The organism is Sphingomonas rubra, assembly GCF_900115745.1.
Taxonomy (GTDB): Bacteria; Pseudomonadota; Alphaproteobacteria; order Sphingomonadales; family Sphingomonadaceae; genus Sphingomonas; species Sphingomonas rubra.
On sequence record NZ_FOXP01000012.1, the window covers coordinates 17,827 to 35,329 of the forward strand.

The following is a 17,503-nucleotide window of genomic DNA, read 5'->3' on the forward strand; positions in this document are numbered from 1 at the left end:
CTCCTCGCCGCGAAATGGACCCCGGATCAAGTCCGGGGTGACGGGATCGATAGGACCTCCTCCTAAAATGGCACGACCCTTGCTGTGATCCGACCCGAACAGGGAAGATCACGTGACCGTCAACGCCATCTCCACCGGCCGCATCCAGCAGGCGATCGCGCACGCGTCGTCGGCGACCGGCATCGATTTCGATTACCTGATGGGTCAGGCCAAGGCGGAGAGCGGCCTCAACGCCGCCGCGCGCGCGGGCACCTCGTCGGCGACCGGCCTGTACCAGTTCATCGAATCGAGCTGGCTCGCGGTCGTCAAGAAGCACGGCGCCGAGCACGGCCTGGGCTGGGCGGCGAACGCGATCGGTCCCGGCAACCGGGTGTCGGACGCCGGCACGCGCCAGGCGATCCTGGCGCTGCGCAACGATCCCGCCGCCGCCTCGCTGATGGCGGCCGAGCACGCCAGCGACAACAAGGACGCGATCGAGGGCGCGATGGGCCGCGCCGCGACCGGCACCGACCTGTACATGGCGCATTTCCTGGGGCTGGGCGGCGCGACCAAGTTCCTGTCGGCGCTGAAGAACAATCCGGATACCAGCGCCGCCGCGCTCTTTCCCTCCGCCGCGCGTGCCAACCGCAACGTCTTCTACGACGGCGCCGGCAACGCCCGCTCGGTCAACCAAGTCTACCAGCGCTTCGCCGCCAAGCTCGGCAACGGCGCCGACAGCGTGTCGGAAACACGCGCCGCCAACCTCTCCTTCGCCGCGCAGGCCCTGGACATGGGTGACGACACCACCGTCGTCACCGGTTCGAACGAGAGCGCCACCGACGCGCTCGCCTGGGCGAAACAGCAGCTTGGGCAAAGGGCCGGGCTCCAGCAGCTCTACCGGCCGACGCCGGACAATGCGCGCCTCGCTTATATGATGCTCAGCCGGATGGGTGGCTGAGATGGGCAAGCTCCTCGCGCAAGGGCGCGGCGCCGCGCTGCCGCTCGCCATCCTGCTCCTCGTCGTGGTCATGGTGGTGCCGATCCCGGCGCCGCTGCTCGACATCTTCTTCGTCGCCAACATCGCGATCAGCCTCGCGGTGCTGATGGTCGCGCTCAACGCGCAGAAGCCGCTCGACTTCTCCTCCTTCCCAACCGTCCTCCTGTTCGCGACGCTGTTCCGCCTCGGCCTCAATGTCGCCTCCACCCGCATCGTGCTGGTCCACGGCCATGAGGGCGAGAGCGCGGCGGGCCACGTGATCGAGGCGTTCGGCACCTTCCTGATCGGCGGCGATTACGTCGTCGGCATCTTCGTCTTCGCCATCCTGATGATTATCAACCTGATCGTCGTCACCAAGGGCGCCGGCCGCGTGTCGGAAGTGTCGGCGCGCTTCACCCTCGATGCGCTGCCCGGCAAGCAGATGGCGATCGATGCCGACCTCAACGCCGGCCTCATCACGCCGGACGAGGCCAAGAAGCGCCGCGTCGAGGTGTCCACTGAGGCCGATTTCTACGGCTCGATGGACGGCTCGTCCAAGTTCGTGAAGGGCGACGCGGTCGCCGCGCTGCTGATCCTCGCCGCCAACATCATCGGCGGGCTCATTTTGGGCCCGGTCAGCCACGGCATGACGATCGCCGCGGCGGCCAAGGGATATATCCTGCTCGCGATCGGCGACGCGCTCGTCGCGCAGCTGCCCAGCCTGATGCTGTCGATCGCCGCCGCCGCGATCGTCACCCGCGTGTCGTCCGACAAGGATCTCGCCGGCCAGATCGGCGGCCAGTTCGGGTCGCCGCGCACCTGGACGCCGGTCGCCGTCATCCTCGGCCTGCTCGGCCTGCTGCCGGGGATGCCGCACCTCATCATCCTCGGCTTCGCCGCCGTCGCCGGCTTCACCGCCTGGAAGCTGCGCCAGATCGAGCGACGCCCGGTGATCGCCGCCGCCCCCGCCGAGCCCGCCGAGCTGGTCGACCCGTCGCGGATCGGCTGGGAGGAGGTGACCGACGCGGTCCAGGTCAATCTCGACATCGGCTACGGCCTCGTCCCCCTGGTCGACGAGCGTCGCGGTGCGCCGCTGATGGGCCGGATCACCGGCGTCCGACGCCAACTGTCCAAGGAGCTCGGCTTCGTCGTGCCGCAATGCCGCGTCCGCGACGACATCTCGCTCGACCCCTACACCTATCGCATCATGGTGAACGGCGTCTGCGTCGGCGAGGATCAGGTCTCGCCCGACGAGATGCTGGCGCTCGACACCGGGCAGGCATTCGGCGCGCTCGCCGGCAAGCGCACCAAGGACCCGACCTTCGGCCTCGACGCGACGTGGATCCATTCGGGCGACGCGGATGCCGCGACCGGCGCGGGCTATCTCGTCGTCGATGCCGGCACGGTGATGGCGACGCACCTCAATCACCTGCTCGGCGCCAACGCGGCCGAACTGCTCGGCCCCGACGAGGTCCAGTCGCTGCTCGACGGGCTGAAGGAGCGCGCCGCGCACCTCGTCGCCTCGCTCTCGCCCCAGCCGCTGCCGCTCACCACGCTGACGCAGGTGCTCAAAGGTCTGCTCGCCGAGAACGTGCCGCTCAAGGAATTCCGCCGCATCGCCTCCGCCATCGCGGTCGCCGCGCAACGGTCGCAGGACGCCGAGGAGATCATGGAACTGATCCGTCCGACGCTGGGGCCGCTCATCATCCAGAAACTGTGCGGCGTACGCGAGCCGCTGCGCGTCATGACCCTGGAGGGACAATTGGAAGGATTGCTCGGGCAAGCGATGCGCGCCGATCACGGCCGCCGCCACGTCATCGAACCCGACCTCGGCCGCCGCATCGTCGACGCGCTGCAACAGGCGGCACAACCGCTGATCGCCGAGGCCAAGCCCTTCGCGCTGGTCGTCCAGCCCGGCATCCGCGTCGCGATCAGGAAGCTGGTGCGCACCTGCCTGCCCGACACGCCGGTCCTGTCCTTCTTCGAGGTGCCGGAAGAGAAGGCGGTCGAGGTCGTCGCGATCATCGGCGGCCAGCAGCCGGCACTCGCCGCATGAGCGCCGAGCCGATGCGCGCCGCCTTCGCCGACGCCACCCCCCTCACCTACTCCCCCGCCGTTCGCCGCGACCGCGACGCGCTGGTCCGCCAGCATTTGCCGCTCGTCCGCCGGATCGCCTGGCACGTCCACGGATCGATGAGCACGCTGGTCGAGGTGGAGGACCTGATCCAGGTCGGCCTCGTCGCGCTAGTCGAGGCCGCCACCGCGTTCGAGGATCGCGGGGCGGTCAGCTTCAAGCAATATGCCGTCACCCGCCTGCGCGGCGCGATGATCGACGAACTGCGCCGCCAGGCGACGACGACGCGCGGCGCGATGCGCCGCCGCCGCCAGTACGCCGACGCGGTCCGCACCCTGACGCAACAGCTCGGGCGCGCCCCGGAGGATCACATGCTCGCCACCCATCTCGGCGTCACCGTCACCGTGCTGCGCACCGACTATCAGTCGGCGGAGGCGATCCGCTTCGACTCGATCGACGAGGTCTACGCCGACGACGCGCCCTGGTTCGCCGACGACGGGCCCGACGCCTTCGCGCAACTGGCCGAGGGCGAGACGCGCGCCCGCCTGATCGCCGCGATCGGCTCGCTACCCGAGCGCGAGGCGCAGGTGATCCAGCTCTACTATGTCGAGGAACTCAACCTGGAGGAGATCGGCCAAGTCTTCGGCATCGGCGCCGCGCGCGTGTGCCAGATCAAGGCCGCAGCGCACGCGCGGCTGAAAAAGGCGATGCGCGCGGGCTAGCCCTTTGTCCCTCTCCCACCGGGAGAGGAAGGGAGCACCGAGGGCGCGGAAGGGTGAGGGCAATGCCGACGAGACAGGAACCTCCAGTCATCACCATCCCATGAGAAAGGGCGTCGTACTACCCGCACGGCGCCCTTTCTCATGGAGCCCGGTCCAAACGAAGAGCCCGACGATCGCTTGCTCTCACTGCCGCGCGCTTGCGGCGTGCGCGGGTCAAGGGTTTCCGAGACCTCCATCTCCCGTCATGCCGGGACGAGCCCGGCATGACGGAGACGATCGGTGAATATGGGTCGGTCTCGGTACGAACGGTGGCGCGACAATCCGCCACCGCCATGGTGACCACGCACGAAAAACCCCGGCGACCCTTCGCAGAGCCACCGGGGTCCTCGTCGCCCTCCGCCTGAAGGCAGGAGGAGGGCCGGCGCCGGCACCCTCTTCGGGGGCCGATGCCGGCGCCGAACTGATTAACCGAGCAGCTTCATCACCGACTGCTGCGACTGGTTCGCCTGGGCCAGCATCGCGGTCGACGCCTGGCTCAGGATCTGCGCCTTGGCGAGCGCCGTCGATTCGGCGGAGAAGTCCGCATCCTCGATCCGGCTGCGCGCGTCGGACAGGTTGGTCGTGGTGGTAGTCAGGTTGTTGACCGTCACCTGCAGGCGGTTCTGGACGGCACCGAGGTCGCCGCGGGTGGCGGAGATCTGATCCAGCGCCTTATCGATCACGCTCATCGCCTGCGACGCCGAGGTCTGGCTGGAGATGTCGACACCGGTATTCATGTTCGGTGAGCCACCCTGGCCGGTCAAACCGGTCTTTGCGACGCTGGCGCCTTCCAGACGAACCAACGAACCGTCCATCGACTTGAGCGTGAGTTTCCCGCCCGTAACGCTCGCCTCGACCTTGCTCTGATCCTTTACGGAGTTGATCGCATCCGCCATCTGACTGGCCGTCAAGGCGGCAGTGGTCAAATTGGTGCCGCCAGCATCCTTGCCCGTGGTGGCGGGAACCGCCACGCCGTTGATCTTGAGGTCACCGGCCGCCAATGCGGTCGCCGCGGTGACGTCTGTGCCGGAGAAGCTCGTTCCATCCGAGATGTTGAGGCCGAACTTCTTGACTGCAGCACGATCAACATCGTCCACGCCCGCTGCCGCGGGCGTTGCGGCATCGCCGTCGTCCGGTGTGAAGTCGGACACGGAGACGGCGATGTTCTTTCCGTCCTTCTGGTTAAGAGATACAAAGCCTTTCTGGGCAGTGCCCGAGAAGCCGAGGCCGGTGGCGGTAATGTCCTTGCCATCACTGTTTGACAGCGTGATCGTCTTGTCGTCATTCAGAACAGCGGTCACGCCGTAGTCGTTATTATTGATATTTGCGACGAGCTGCTCGGCTGATCCAGCAGCCGCCACGTTCTTGCCATTGATGTTCAGGTCACCTGCCTTGAAGGTTTCCTGTGTCAACTTGGAGCTGGAAACATTGTTAGAGGCGGTCGCCGTCACGCCGGACTTGTCGCTGTTCTCGTTGATTGCAGCGGCGAGCTTGCTTGCGGTGTCGGTCGTTACCCCGGCATCAAAATTCTTGGCGATCGCATTGACGCCGTTCAACTGAACATAGGAGGCACCGACGTTGCTGAGATCGCCGACACGCCCCGTGGTGATCTGGCCCGGTGCGCCGCCAGACGAGAGCTTCAACGCGGACGTGGACATGCTGCCGACCGTAACGCTGATCGTATCGTTAGCACTGCTTCCTGTCTGAAGCTTCAGGTTCTTGACCGACCCGTCGAGCAGGTTCTGCCCGTTAAAGTTTGTATTTTTGGCGATGTCATCAATCTGGCTCGTCAGCTGGGTGACCTCCGACTGAAGCGCCTTGCGCTCCGACGTGCCGAGCGTGCCATTGGCCGACTGGGTCGCCAGCTCCTTCATGCGCTGGAGCATCGAGGTGACCTCGCCCAGCGCGCCTTCCGCGGTCTGCGCCATCGAGATGCCGTCGTTGGCGTTGCGGATCGCGACGCCCATCGACTTGATCTGGCTGGTCATGCGGCTGGAGATCGCCAGGCCGGCGGCGTCGTCCTTGGCGGAGTTGATGCGCTTGCCGGTCGACAGGCGCTCCATCGCGGTCGACAGCGCCGAGGTGGCGCTCATCGACGCGTTGGCGGCGCGCATCGCAGAGGTGTTGCTTCCGATCACGGTCATGGTGGAAATCCTTTCCGAAACTACGGCTTCCCCGCCGCCCCCGGAGCGGAGGGCCGAGCCGTCAGCACAAGGAACGGCCATGCGGCCCGTGGCTTAAGCGAAAAATCGAGGGGGCCGCCGCCCTCGTGCGCGCGGGGAACGCCCCGCCCGTGTGGCGCGCGTGCAACGCCCGCGCGCGCTCGAACGCGCGCCCGGAAAAACGTTGCCGGAAGGCGGCAGGGTTTAACCGCGCGTTTACCAGCCTGGCCGCATTGCCCGAATCCTCAACGGGGTTCCTGCTCACCGATGCGCACCATCCACGCCTCCTCTTCCATCCGCAGCCATCGCTACGCGCTGCTGTCGTCCCTGCGCGCGCAAGGTTTCACGATCGCCGCCGAGGACGCGAAGCCGGCGTCGGGCGACCTGTTCCTGATCGCCGAGGGCGAGGCGGTGGCCGCCCCCGCCCGCACGCTGATCGTCGGGGCGGAGGGCGCGCGCGTCGTGCCGGGCCGCGACGGATCGCCGCATCGCGTGTCGTTCGCGCCGGAGGATGCCGCCGTCGGCAATGCCTTCGTCGCCAAGCTGCTCGGCGGCGAGGCGATGCCGACAGCCGCCGATCCGGAGACGCTGGCGCTGTTCGCCCTCGCCGACCGCGTCGCGCAGGCCGACATCACCGTCCTCGTCAACGGCCCCACCGGCACCGGCAAGGAAGTGCTCGCCCGCGCGATCCACCACGGCTCCGCGCGGGCGACCAAGCCGTTCATCGCGATCAACTGCGCCGCGCTGCCCGAGACGATGCTGGAGGCGCTGCTGTTCGGCCACCAGAAGGGCGCCTTCACCGGCGCCTCGTCGGGCGGCGAGGGGTTCTTCCGCGCGGCCGATGGCGGCACCATCCTGCTCGACGAGATCGCCGAGATGCCGCTGCCACTCCAGGCCAAGCTGCTCCGCGTCCTCCAGGAGCGCGAGGTGGTGCCGATCGGTGCTTCCGTGCCGCAGCCGATCGACGTGCGCGTCGTCGCCTGCGCCAACCGCGACCTGCAAGGGGAGGTTGCCGCCGGTCGCTTCCGCGCCGATCTCTACTACCGCCTCGCCGTCTTCCCGCTGGAGACGCGCAGCCTCGCCGACCGGCCGCAGGATATCGCCGCGCTCGCCGCCACCATGATCCTGCGCCACGCCGGCAACCGGGCGATCGTGCCATGGCCGACGCGCGAGGCGGTGGAGGTGCTCCAGCGCCACGAATGGCCCGGCAACGTGCGCGAGCTGGAGAACGTGATCCAGCGCGCGCTGCTGTTCGCGGGCGGCGAGCGCGTCGAGGCGAGCCACATCGTCTTCGACCGCCCCGTCACGCTGCGCTTCGAGCCCGGCCACGCGGGCTCTGCCCGCGCACGCTCCGTGGTCCCCTTCCCCGCGCCGGCCGCCGCCCAGCCGGTCGAGCCGCAGACCCTGGGCAACGTCGTGCAGATGAGCGAATTCCAGGCGATCCGCGAGACGCTGGCCGCGTGCGGCGGCAGCCGGATCGAGACGGCGCGCCGCCTCGGCATCTCCGAGCGCACGCTGCGCTACCGCCTCGCCAAGGCGCGCGAGCAGGGTGAAGACCTCGTCCGGGCGATCGCGTCGTGATCGGCGTGGGTAGCATCGGTGGCGCGGGCGGCATCGACCGCGTGATGCAGCTGCGCGCGCAGATCCTGGAGAAGAACCAGGCCCTCGCCCGCGCTTCCGCCGCACCGACGCCGGCGGCCGAGGCCAAGGGGCCGTCCAGCTTCGCCGACACGCTCGACACCGCGCTGAAGTCGGTCAACGAGGGGCAGGACGCCGCGTCCAAGCTGTCCGAGAGCTACGAGCGCGGCGAGACGGTGGACATCGCCAAGGTGATGCTCGCCCGCCAGCAGGCCTCCGTCGGCTTCGAGGCGACGTTGCAGGTCAGGAACAAGCTGCTGTCCGCCTACAAGGACATCATGAGCATGCCGGTTTAATCGATCATGAGCACAGCCCTCACCACCACAGGCGGCGCGATCCCCGAGCGGTTCGCCAACCCCCTCCAGCAGATCCGCGGCGTCATGGCGCAGCCGGCGGTGCGCCGCTCGGCACCCATGGCGCTGATGGTCGGCCTGGTCGCCGCCGCCGGCCTCGCCTATGCGACGCTGTCGACGCCGACGCAGAAGACGCTGTTCACCGGCATGGCCGACGCCGACAAGGCGGCGGTGATGCAGAGCCTGGAACAGGCGAACATCGCGGGCCATGTCGACGACGCCACCGACTCGATCACGGTGGACGAGGACCAGTACAGCCGCGCGCGGATGCTGCTGGCGAGCCAAGGCCTGCCCAAGGCGGCGCCCGGCGGCTACGCAATCCTCGACCAGCTGCCCATGGGCGTCAGCCGCGCGGTGGAGGGCGAACGCCTGCGCCAGGCGCGCGAGAGCGAGCTGTCGCGCTCGATCCAGGAGATCGACGCCGTCGCCGAGGCGCGCGTCCACCTCGCCACGCCCGAGGCATCGGTGTTCGTGCGCGACAAGGCGGAGCCGTCGGCCAGCGTCATCGTCAAGCTCAACGCCGGGCGCAGCTTGAGCGACGCGCAGGTGCAGTCGATCATCAACCTCGTCGCCTCGTCGGTGCCGGGAATGAAGCCCGACGCGGTCACCATCGTCGACCAGGCGGGCGCGCTCCTCACCAAGCCCGGCGGCCGCGACGCCGCCGGTGCGGCGAGCGACGAGCGGCTCGACGTGCAGAACCGCGTCGAGGAGAAATATCGCCAGCAGCTCCAGCAGCTGCTCACCCCCCTGCTCGGCGCCGGCAATTTCTCCGCCGAGGTGCAAGCCGACGTCAATCTCGATGAGACTCAGGCGACGCGCGAGAGCTACGACAAGCAGGGGTCGCTCCGTGCCGAGCAGGGCAATTGGACCGGCAACCAGGGCGGCGGAACGACCCCCGGCGGCATCCCCGGCGCGCTGTCCAACACGCCGCCCCCCGCCTCGATGCTGCAGGTGCCGACGCCCGCGGTCGGCGCCTCCGGCTCGCCGCAGCCGGTCGCCGGCGCCGCCCCGCCCGATCCGCAGAAACAGTCGGACGCCTATCAGCGCGCCTACGATCTGGGCCGCGAGGTGTCGGTGACGCGCGCCGCGCCGGGATCGGTCAAGCGGCTGTCGGTCGCCGTCGTGCTGCGCGAACCCGACAAGGGTCGCCGCACCGCGATGGAGGTCAACCAGATCACCGACCTGGTGAAGAGCGCGGTCGGCTTCGACGCCAATCGTCAGGATCAGGTGACGGTGATCTCGCGCAAGTTCGCCGGCGCCGCACCGGACGCGGAGGCCGGCCCCGCCTGGTACGACAACAGCTGGCTGCCCGTGCTGGCGCGCAACGCCACCGCCATCGTGATCGCGCTCCTCGTCCTGCTGCTGGGCGTGCGCCCGCTCGCCAAGGCGCTGATGAAGAAGCGCGAGGAGGCGAGCCCCGGCGAACTCGGCACGACCGCGAACGCCGCCCTGAACGGGGAGGGAGCCGCGCTCGCCGGGGGAGAGCCCGGCATGCCGCAGGTCGCCGCCCCCGTCAGCCTCGACCAGCTCGAGCAGAGCCGCGGCTATGACGAGCGGATCGGCGCGGTGCGCGGCTTCACCCGTGACAATCCTGCCCGCGCCGCCCTGGCCGTGCGCGACATGATCAAGGCCGAGAAGTGAGCGAGCTTTCCCCCCGCAGCTATACCGGGATCGAGCGCGCCGCCGTGCTGATGATGGTGGTCGGCGAGGAGGAGGCCGCCGCCATCCTCCAGAAGCTGGAGCCCGACGAGGTGCGCGAACTGGGCGCCGCGATGTTCAACGTCGCCGACGTCTCCGAACAGGAGGTCGAGGACGTCCTCGACGACTTCGTCGGCCGCGCCCGCGAGCGGACCGGCATCACCTTCGACCCGCGCCCGCAGGTCGAGGCGGTGATGAACCGCGCGCTGGGCCCGGAAAAGGCGGAAAGCGTGCTCGCCCGCATCACCCCGCCGGAGGCCGCGTGCGAGCTGGAACTGCTCGACTGGCTCGACGCGCCCGAGATCGCCGCGATGGTCGAGAAGGAGCATCCGCAGATCGCCGCCGTGCTGATCGCCAATCTCGACCCCGCGATCGGCGGCCAGGTGCTCGAACTGCTGCCCGACGCGGCGCAGCCCGACATCCTCCACCGCATCGCCAAGCTGGGGCCGATCACGCCGGAGGCCGTCGACACGCTGCGTGGCCTGCTCGCCAGTCGCAGCGGCGGGCCGCAGGGCGGCGTGACGCTGGGCGGCACGCGCGAGGCGGCCAAGATCCTGTCGGGCGCGCGCAAGGCGACCGAGGCGCGGGTGATGCCCAAGCTGTTCAAGATCGACAAGGACGTGGCCAAGGCGATCGAGGAAGCGTTGTTCGTCTTCGACAACCTCCTAGAGATGGACGACAAGAACCTGGGCGCGTTGATCCGCAACGTCGACGGCGAGATCCTGGTCAAGTCGCTGAAGGGCGTCGACGAGGCCGCCCGCGCCCGCTTCCTGGGCTGCATGTCGGCGCGCGCCGCCGACGGCATTCGCGACGAGATGGAGGCGCGCGGGCCGATGAAGATGGCCGAGGTGCTGGAGGCGCAGAAGGCGATGATCGCCATCGCCCGCACCCTCGCCAAGGACGGCACGATCCAGATGGGCGGGGGCGAGGACGATTATGTCTGACGGGTTCGTCGCCGGTTTCGCGGCGCGCCACGCGGTCGCCGCCTCGCTGCTCCAGCAGGCGTTCGCGCCGCCCTCCGGCTTCGCGCCGCGCAGCGTCGGCGAGCCGCGGGGCGGATCGGGCGGGGGGCCGAGGCACTTCAGCCCCGCCGATCCCACCGCGAACCCCACCGCCGGCTGGGACCCGCTCGACGCGGCCGCGCCGCCCTCCCCCTTCGTCGACCCGCTGCCCGCGGTCGACCCGATCGAGGCGGCACATGCCGCGGGCTATGCCGAGGGGCTCGCCGCCGCCGTCGCCGCCGCGCAGGTGAGCACCAACCGCGACGCCGCGCTCCTCACCGGCATCGGCGCCGCGCTCGGCGAGGGCCGTATCGACCGCGAGGCGATGGCCGCGCAGCTGCGGCAAACGGTGCTGCTCCTCGTCACCCGCATCGTCGGCGATGTCGGCGTCGCCGCCGACCGGCTGGCGGCGCGCGTCGACGTGGCGGCGGATCTGCTCGCCGACGCGGCCGAATCGGCGATGCTGCGCGTCCATCCCGACGACGTGGCGCTGCTCGACGACCGCCTGCCCGCGACGATCTTCGCGGTCGGTGACGCCAGCGTGTCGCGCGGCAGCTTCGTGCTGGAGAGCGCGTCCACCGTCGTCGAGGACGGCCCCGCGCTGTGGATGGAACAGCTCGCCGCCGCGATCGACCGCGTGCCGCTCCCGGCGTGATGCCCCGTCGTCACCCCGGACTTGATCCGGGGTCCATCCCTCCACGAACACCTGCATTCGCGGCTCCATGGATGCCGGATCAAGTCCGGCATGACGAACTTTTCGAGATCGATCGCACCCCATGCTGAACCGCTTCACCGCCGACTATCTCGACACGCTGGCCAACGCCGATTTCCGCCCGACCCCCAAGGTCGCCGGCCGCCTGTCCTCCTATGACGGCCTGCTGATGGAGGCGATCGGCCTCACCCTGCCGGTCGGCACCGTCTGCCGCGTCGGCGACCAAGTCGAGGCGGAGGTGATCGGCTTCCGCAACGGCCGCACCATCCTGATGAACCTCGGCGGCCCCGCGCCGCTGCTGCCCAAGACCTGCGTCCGCCCGGTCGGCCCTCCGGGCGAGGCGGAGGTGGGCGAGGCGCTGCTCGGCCGCGTGGTCGACGGCGCCGGCAAGCCGATCGACGGCCTCGGCCCGATCCGCGGCGCCGACCGCTGGCCGCTCGCCGGCAAGCTGCAAGGGCCGCTCGACCGCGGTCGCGTGCTGGAGCCGCTCGACGTCGGCGTGCGCGCGATCAACGGGCTGCTGACGGTCGGCCAAGGGCAGCGGATCGGCATCATGGCGGGCTCGGGCGTCGGCAAGTCGGTGCTGCTCGGCATGATGGTCCGCGCCGCCAAGGCCGACGTGGTGGTAATCGGCCTGATCGGCGAGCGTTCCAGAGAGGTCGCCGACTTCCTCGACACCAAGGTGGCGGGCGAGGCGCGTGCGCGCTCCGTCGTCGTCGCCGTCCCCGCCAACCACTCGCCCGTGCTGCGCATCCGCGGCGCGCTGCGCACCCACGCCATCGCCGAGGCGTTCCGCGCGCAAGGGAAACGCGTGCTCCTCATCATGGACTCGCTCACCCGCGTCGCGCACGCCGGGCGCGAGATCGGCCTGGCGCTGGGCGAACCCGCCTCCGCCCGCGGCTATCCGCCGTCCGCCATCGCCATGCTGCCCAACCTGATCGAGCGCGCCGGCGCCGACGCGCACGGCACCGGATCGATCACCGCCATTTACACGGTGCTCGCCGACGGCGACGACGGCAACGACCCCGTCGTCGACTCGGCCCGCTCGATCCTCGACGGCCATATCGTCCTCAGCCGCGCGCTGGCGGAGCGCGGCGTCTATCCCGCGATCGACGTCGGCCCCTCGGTCAGCCGCGTGATGACCGACATCGTGCCCAAGGGCCACCAGCTCGCCGCCCGCCAGCTGCGCCGCCACCTCGCCACCTACGAGGAGAATCGCGACCTCGTCCTGATGGGCGCCTACCGCGCCGGTGCCGACGCGGCGATCGACGCCGCCATCGCGCATCACGGCGCGATCACCGATTACGTCCGCCAGGACCATGACGAGGTGGTGTCGCTCGACACCGCCACCGCCGAACTAGTCGCGGTGTTCGGCCAGTGAGCGCCTGAGCCGTGAACAAGGAGCGGACGCTGGGCCGCATCCACCGCGTCCGCACGCTCCAGCTCGGCCTCGCCCGCGCCGAGGAGATGCGCCGCCACGACGCGCTCGGGCAGGAGACGGCGCTCAACCACCGCATCGCCGGGCTGGTCGACGCGGTAGCGCCGACCGCCGAACTGCTCGGCGCGCACAACCTCGCCGCCAGCGCCCATTACCGCGACCGGCTCCAGCAATCCGCCTTCGCCGCCGCCGCCCGTGTCGAGGCGGCCAGCGCGCGCGTCGACGCCGCCGCCGAGGCGAGCCGCGCCGCCAAGCGCGACCAGAGCGCCGTCGAGAAGCTGCTCGCCCGCGCCCGCGCCACCGCGCTGGTCCGCGAGATGCGCGCGCTGGAGGATGCACCGCCGCGGCCGAAGAGAAACCGGCACGATCCTTGCTAATCGTCGGGCGGACCTTTCGAGAGAACCGCCCGCTTCATGATCCAGCCCGTCGCCCCGTCCCTGCTCACCCCACCCGTCGGTCGCGCCGCGCCGCGCGCGACGGGCGAGAGCACCGCGTTCGCGCTGCCGGGTGACGGCGAGGCGGCCGCGATGCTCCTTGCCGGCGCCGGCGGCGAGTATGGCACCGGCGAGCGGCACGACGATGCCGCCCCCGGCAATGCCTTGCCGACCACCGCCGCGACGCCGCTCGCGCCGTCGCCGCTCCTCCCGCCGGTGGCGCCCATGCCCGCGCCGGTTCCTTCGGCCAGTCCTCCGATACCGCCGGCGGGGCACGCGCGGCCGTCCGCACCGATCGCGCCCACCCGCACCGCTCCTGCCCCGGTCGGGGCCGCCTCAATCGCGCTCGTCGGCGAGCAGCCGCTCGTGGACGAGGCCGCCCCGAGCGACGAACCGGCCGGGAACATCGCTTCCGCCATCGAGCCTGCCCCCTCGCCGAGCACGGCCCCGACGCCGCCGCGCATCACCGGTACCGAACGGAAGCCGCACGATACGTTGCCCACCCGCTCGCCCTCGACCATGCCGACGATGGCGGCGCCGGGAGCGAGGCCGCTGCGTACCGCTGTTCCCATCGCCGACGCGCAGACCGCGGCTGCACCGATCAAGCCGGTCGCGTCCTCCGTCGTGCCCCTGGCAACCGCACACGCGAGCGGGACGCCGGAACGCGAGGTCACCCCTGTCCTGCCGGACCCGGCGCTGCCGATCGACGTTCCCGCGGATCGCTCGCCGACACCCACGATCACGCCGTCCGGTTCGGCACCATCGCAGACGCTCCCGACCACTCCCGTCGCCGCTCCGCCGACTGCCGTCATGCCGCCACCACCGACGCAGCCGACGCAGCCGACGCAGCCGACGCAGCCGACACAGCGGGATGACACCCGCTCCGTCGCTGCCGAGACCGTCCGTTCCGCCGCGATCTCCGTGCCGCGTCGCTTCTCGTCGACCTGGTCCAGCCACGCGACGCCGTTGCCCGAGAACGACGCGACGACCGACGACGGACCAGCGCAGGATACCCCGCCCGCCATCGAAACGGCATCGCTGCCGGCGGGTGTCATGCCCGCTTCCGCGATCACCGCCGCCGACCGGCCGATCGATCCGCCGTCCCCGCCGAACATCCCCGCTGCCGAGCGGACGCCGTCAGGCATCTCGCCTGCCCGCTCCCCCTCGCGTGCGGAAACGACGGCGACGGCGCCGCGCATCGTTCCTGCCGCGGCGATGGAAACCGCGACCACGCCAAGCACGCCGCTCGCAGCCCCCGTCACGTCGCCCGTCATGACGACCGCGGCCGAGGTGCCGGCGGTCGCAACGGAACAGGCGGCCACACCGGAAGAGGTGGTCGTGCCGGAACAGGCGATCGCACCCGCATCGCCGATGGCCGCACCGCAAACGACAACTTTCGTGCCCAAGGCTTCGACCCGGACGATCGCCCCGGCGGTGTCACCGCCGGCCGATGCGAGTCCCATCCCACCGGTCATCGTGTCGCCCCCTGCCGTCACGACGTCGCTCGCCACCGGCACGAGCTCGGCCGTCAGGGCGGTGACCACACCGGCCGTGATCTCGATCCCGCGTCGTTTCGCATCGACCTGGCCCGCCGCCGCCGCCCCGCCCGTCGCACCCGACACGGCTACCCGGCGCGAACTCCCGCCGATCGCCCCTGCTCCGACGGCGATCACCACCCCGCCGCCGGTCGGAGCAATCGCCGCCCCGGCGCTGCCGGCCGAGCCGCCGCAATCCGCGACCACGTCGGCGAACGCCTCGCCCGCGGAACAGGACGTGGCGCCGGTCCCCACCCGTAGCGCGCCCGCCGTCGCACCTCTCCCGGCGCCCGCGCCGATCCCGACCGCGGCGCCCGCCGGGATCGTCTTCGGTGCCGCGCGCTTCGCGGCGCAGACCGCGGACGATCGCGACGAGCCGGCGCTGCCGATCGGCCTCGCGCCGCTCGCCGCGGCGCCGCTGGAGCGCCCCGCCGCCGCTGCCCCGCCACCCCAGGCGCCGATCGACGTGACGCAGGAACGCTGGCCCCACACGATGATCGAGCGAATCGAGATGATCCGCGACGCCGCGAACGAGGTCGACACGCGCATCCGCCTCGTCCCCGACGCGCTGGGCGCGATCGACGTCGACGTGCGGCGCGACGGCGACACGCTGCACGTCCGCTTCCAGGCCGACCAGCCGCAGACCCGCGCGCTGCTCGCCGACGCCGCCCCCCGCCTCGCCGAGGCGGCGGAGGCGCGCGGCCTGCGTCTCGGCCAGTCGAGCGTCGGCGGCGGCCAGGGTGACGGCACCGCCGGCCAGGGCCAGCAGCAGCAGCGCTCGCCCGTGCCCACGGCACCGCCCCGCGCGCCCCTTTCCCCTACCGCCGCCGGCCTCGCCGACGATGATGACACCCGCCTCGCCTGAAGGAACAATTGAATGAGCGACGCCAAGGAAGATCCCGCCCCCGCCAAGAAGGGCGGCAAGAAGAAACTGATGATCGGCGCCGTCGCGCTGTTCGTGCTGATCGGCGGCGGCGTTGGCGCCGGCGTCTACGCCGCGCAGTCGGGCATGATGGGCGGCCATGCCGGGACGGAGGACCCGGACACCCCCAAGCTCGTCCCCAAGAGCGAGCAAAAGCCGGCTGCCGAGGGTGGCGAGGGCGGCGGCCACGGCGGCGGCGAAGGTGGCGGCGAGGAAACCGCCTCGCACGGCGGCAAGCCGACGCCGGAGGGCGAGGGCGGCGACAAATACGCCTCCACCTACTATCCGATGGAGAAGGATTTCACCTCCAACCTCCAGAATTCGGCGCACTTCCTCCAGGTCGGCGTGGCGGTGTCGACGCCCTACGACGAGAAGGTGATCGAGCACCTGAAAACCAACGACATCGCGGTCCGCTCGGCGATCCTGATGGCGCTCGGCGACACGCCGGAGGAGCAGGTCTTCACCAGCCAGGGCAAGCAGCAGCTCCAGCGCCGGCTGGTCAAGGCGATCAACGACACGCTCCAGCAGAAGGAGGGATTCGGCGGCATCGGTAACGTTTACTTTACCAGTTTCGTTGTTCAGTGAGGCATGGTTAACGCGCCGCGAAACACTGCCGGAGGAGATCGCCGCCGTCGCGAGCGCGAGCCCGCCGTCGCGCAGGCGGCGACGCTTGGCACCACCAAGCTGAACCCGTTCGGCGATCTCCACACGCTGCAACACGTCTGTGCGCGCCTCGCCCGCTCGCTGCGCGCGGTGTGGGAGCCGCTGTTCCGCCAGGACGTGCGCTCCTTCGCCGAACCGCTCGGCGTGCAGCGCTTCGGCGACTATCGGATCGAGCGCGGCGACACGCTCGCCGCCTGGGTGCCGCTCGCGATGAGCCCCGCCAACGGCACCGCCTGGCTGGTGATCGATGCCGCGCTGGTGCTGGAGCTGCTCGACCTGTTCTTCGGCGGCACCGGCGCGGTGCCGAGCCCGCTGCCGGCCGAGTTCTCGCCCGCGGCCGAGGCGATGGCCGCGCGCATCGGCCAGCAGGTGGCGGGGCCGCTGGGCGCCGCTTGGGAACCGCTGACCCACGCCTCCTTCGTGCCCGGCACGGTGGAGACGGGCGCCGACATCGACGGCGACGACGCGGTGATCGTCACCCGCTTCGGCATCGCCGCGGGCACCGCCGCGCCGGTGTTCGTCGATCTCGTCTACTCGGTCGCGGCGCTTAAAGCCCACGGCGCGTCGCTCACCGGCAAGGTGCTCGACAAGGCCGAGCCCGATCCCGTTTGGCGCAACAACCTGACCCGCGCCACCATGCAGGTCCGCTTTCCCGTCCGCTCCGTTCTGGCCGAGCCGATCGTGCCGCTGGCGACGCTGATGGACCTGAAGGCGGGCGATGTGATCCCGATCTCGATCGACGCCAACGTGCCGGTCATGGTCGGCCGCGACCGGCTTGGGCACGGCACCGTCGGCACCGCCAACGGCCGCGCCGCGATCCGCCTCACCTCTCTCAGCGTTCCCGAAGGACTCGACGAATGAACCAGATGACCGGCGCCTTTCCGGTGGATACGGCCGTGGCCGCCAATTTCCGGCTGCTCCAGGACGTCGACGTCAAGCTGACGGTCGAGATCGGCTCGACCTCGCTGAGCCTGCGCGAACTGCTCGCGCTCGGCGAGGGCAGCGTGATCGAACTCGACCGCCAGGCGGACGAACTGCTCGACGTGTTCGTTAACGGCACGCTGATCGGCCGCGGCGAGGTGGTGACGGTCGGCGACCGCTTCGGCGTCAAGATGACCGAGCTGGTCTCGCCCGACAAGGCGGGCGGGGCTCGCTGA

The 17,503-nt window shown here is 70.6% G+C and carries 15 protein-coding genes and 2 pseudogenes; 14 read left to right on the forward strand and 3 right to left on the reverse strand.

Translation table 11 applies throughout. The features are described from left to right. The first annotated feature begins 112 nt into the window (after window positions 1-112). Genes BM145_RS14290 through BM145_RS14300 form a run of 3 tightly spaced genes read left to right on the forward strand, consistent with a single transcriptional unit; the run spans window position 113 to window position 3,751 of the window. Window positions 113-937: a flagellar biosynthesis protein FlgJ gene (locus tag BM145_RS14290; protein WP_093334349.1), complete on the forward strand. Its 825-nt coding sequence runs from the start codon at window positions 113-115 to the stop codon at window positions 935-937. Between the two features lies 1 nt (window position 938). Next, window positions 939-3,011, forward strand: coding sequence for a flagellar biosynthesis protein FlhA (gene flhA / locus BM145_RS14295; protein WP_093334350.1), 2,073 nt, complete (start codon window positions 939-941; stop codon window positions 3,009-3,011). Continuing rightward, window positions 3,008-3,751 (forward strand): sigma-70 family RNA polymerase sigma factor, encoded by a 744-nt coding sequence (locus tag BM145_RS14300; RefSeq protein WP_093334351.1) that lies wholly within the window; start codon window positions 3,008-3,010, stop codon window positions 3,749-3,751. The genes flhA and BM145_RS14300 overlap by 4 nt, the downstream gene beginning before the upstream one ends. A gap of 464 nt (window positions 3,752-4,215) precedes the next feature. Here BM145_RS14300 and BM145_RS16435 read toward each other — a convergent pair. Further along, window positions 4,216-4,467 (reverse strand): annotated as a pseudogene (locus tag BM145_RS16435) (flagellin); the annotation flags it as partial. Between the two features lie 150 nt (window positions 4,468-4,617). Continuing rightward, window positions 4,618-6,015 (reverse strand): annotated as a pseudogene (locus tag BM145_RS16585) (flagellin N-terminal helical domain-containing protein); the annotation flags it as partial. A gap of 204 nt (window positions 6,016-6,219) precedes the next feature. Here BM145_RS16585 and BM145_RS14310 point away from each other — a divergent pair. The 7 genes from BM145_RS14310 to BM145_RS14340 all read left to right on the forward strand — a co-directional run bounded on the left by BM145_RS14310 (window position 6,220) and on the right by BM145_RS14340 (window position 13,169). After that, window positions 6,220-7,533: a sigma-54 interaction domain-containing protein gene (locus tag BM145_RS14310; protein WP_093334353.1), complete on the forward strand. Its 1,314-nt coding sequence runs from the start codon at window positions 6,220-6,222 to the stop codon at window positions 7,531-7,533. Between the two features lie 44 nt (window positions 7,534-7,577). Then, window positions 7,578-7,886, forward strand: a complete 309-nt coding sequence (gene fliE / locus BM145_RS14315) for a flagellar hook-basal body complex protein FliE (protein ID WP_177200228.1) — start codon at window positions 7,578-7,580, stop codon at window positions 7,884-7,886. 6 nt (window positions 7,887-7,892) lie between these two features. Then, window positions 7,893-9,584, forward strand: a complete 1,692-nt coding sequence (gene fliF / locus BM145_RS14320; protein ID WP_093334355.1) for a flagellar basal-body MS-ring/collar protein FliF — start codon at window positions 7,893-7,895, stop codon at window positions 9,582-9,584. Next, window positions 9,581-10,585, forward strand: coding sequence for a flagellar motor switch protein FliG (gene fliG / locus BM145_RS14325; RefSeq protein WP_093334356.1), 1,005 nt, complete (start codon window positions 9,581-9,583; stop codon window positions 10,583-10,585). Before fliF ends, fliG begins: the two co-directional genes overlap by 4 nt. Beyond that, window positions 10,578-11,297, forward strand: a complete 720-nt coding sequence (locus BM145_RS14330; RefSeq protein ID WP_093334357.1) for a FliH/SctL family protein — start codon at window positions 10,578-10,580, stop codon at window positions 11,295-11,297. The genes fliG and BM145_RS14330 overlap by 8 nt, the downstream gene beginning before the upstream one ends. 121 nt (window positions 11,298-11,418) lie before the next feature. Continuing rightward, window positions 11,419-12,735, forward strand: a complete 1,317-nt coding sequence (locus BM145_RS14335; protein WP_093334358.1) for a FliI/YscN family ATPase — start codon at window positions 11,419-11,421, stop codon at window positions 12,733-12,735. 11 nt (window positions 12,736-12,746) lie between these two features. Beyond that, entirely contained in the window at window positions 12,747-13,169 is a 423-nt protein-coding gene (locus BM145_RS14340; protein WP_093334359.1) for a hypothetical protein, read from the forward strand. On the opposite strand, the gene BM145_RS16545 is transcribed toward BM145_RS14340, so the two are convergent. Further along, window positions 13,166-15,016, reverse strand: a complete 1,851-nt coding sequence (locus BM145_RS16545) for a hypothetical protein (protein ID WP_177200226.1) — start codon at window positions 15,014-15,016, stop codon at window positions 13,166-13,168. The two genes, BM145_RS14340 and BM145_RS16545, sit on opposite strands and share 4 nt — an antisense overlap. On the opposite strand from BM145_RS16545, the gene BM145_RS16125 reads away from it, so the two are divergent. The 4 genes from BM145_RS16125 to fliN are packed head-to-tail and all read left to right on the forward strand — an operon-like array spanning window position 15,000 to window position 17,503. After that, on the forward strand, window positions 15,000-15,626 hold the full coding sequence (locus BM145_RS16125; protein WP_177200227.1) for a flagellar hook-length control protein FliK: 627 nt from the start codon (window positions 15,000-15,002) through the stop codon (window positions 15,624-15,626). The genes BM145_RS16545 and BM145_RS16125 overlap by 17 nt on opposite strands. Window positions 15,627-15,638: 12 nt before the next feature. Next, on the forward strand, window positions 15,639-16,268 hold the full coding sequence (locus BM145_RS14350) for a flagellar basal body-associated FliL family protein (protein WP_093334361.1): 630 nt from the start codon (window positions 15,639-15,641) through the stop codon (window positions 16,266-16,268). A gap of 3 nt (window positions 16,269-16,271) precedes the next feature. Next, complete coding sequence (locus BM145_RS14355; protein WP_093334362.1) at window positions 16,272-17,207, forward strand: FliM/FliN family flagellar motor switch protein; 936 nt, start codon at window positions 16,272-16,274, stop codon at window positions 17,205-17,207. Next, window positions 17,204-17,503, forward strand: a complete 300-nt coding sequence (fliN, locus tag BM145_RS14360; RefSeq protein WP_093334363.1) for a flagellar motor switch protein FliN — start codon at window positions 17,204-17,206, stop codon at window positions 17,501-17,503. The genes BM145_RS14355 and fliN overlap by 4 nt, the downstream gene beginning before the upstream one ends.

Excerpts from the sequence above, each read along its gene's own strand:
- flhA (WP_093334350.1), top strand. The coding sequence starts at position 939 with ATGGGCAAGCTCCTCGCGCAAGGGCGCGGCGCCGCGCTGCCGCTCGCC.
- BM145_RS14300 (WP_093334351.1), top strand. The coding sequence starts at position 3,008 with ATGAGCGCCGAGCCGATGCGCGCCGCCTTCGCCGACGCCACCCCCCTC.
- BM145_RS14310 (WP_093334353.1), top strand. The coding sequence starts at position 6,220 with ATGCGCACCATCCACGCCTCCTCTTCCATCCGCAGCCATCGCTACGCG.
- fliE (WP_177200228.1), top strand. The coding sequence starts at position 7,578 with ATGCAGCTGCGCGCGCAGATCCTGGAGAAGAACCAGGCCCTCGCCCGC.
- fliF (WP_093334355.1), top strand. The coding sequence starts at position 7,893 with ATGAGCACAGCCCTCACCACCACAGGCGGCGCGATCCCCGAGCGGTTC.
- BM145_RS14330 (WP_093334357.1), top strand. The coding sequence starts at position 10,578 with ATGTCTGACGGGTTCGTCGCCGGTTTCGCGGCGCGCCACGCGGTCGCC.
- BM145_RS14335 (WP_093334358.1), top strand. The coding sequence starts at position 11,419 with ATGCTGAACCGCTTCACCGCCGACTATCTCGACACGCTGGCCAACGCC.
- BM145_RS14350 (WP_093334361.1), top strand. The coding sequence starts at position 15,639 with ATGAGCGACGCCAAGGAAGATCCCGCCCCCGCCAAGAAGGGCGGCAAG.
- BM145_RS14355 (WP_093334362.1), top strand. The coding sequence starts at position 16,272 with ATGGTTAACGCGCCGCGAAACACTGCCGGAGGAGATCGCCGCCGTCGC.
- fliN (WP_093334363.1), top strand. The coding sequence starts at position 17,204 with ATGAACCAGATGACCGGCGCCTTTCCGGTGGATACGGCCGTGGCCGCC.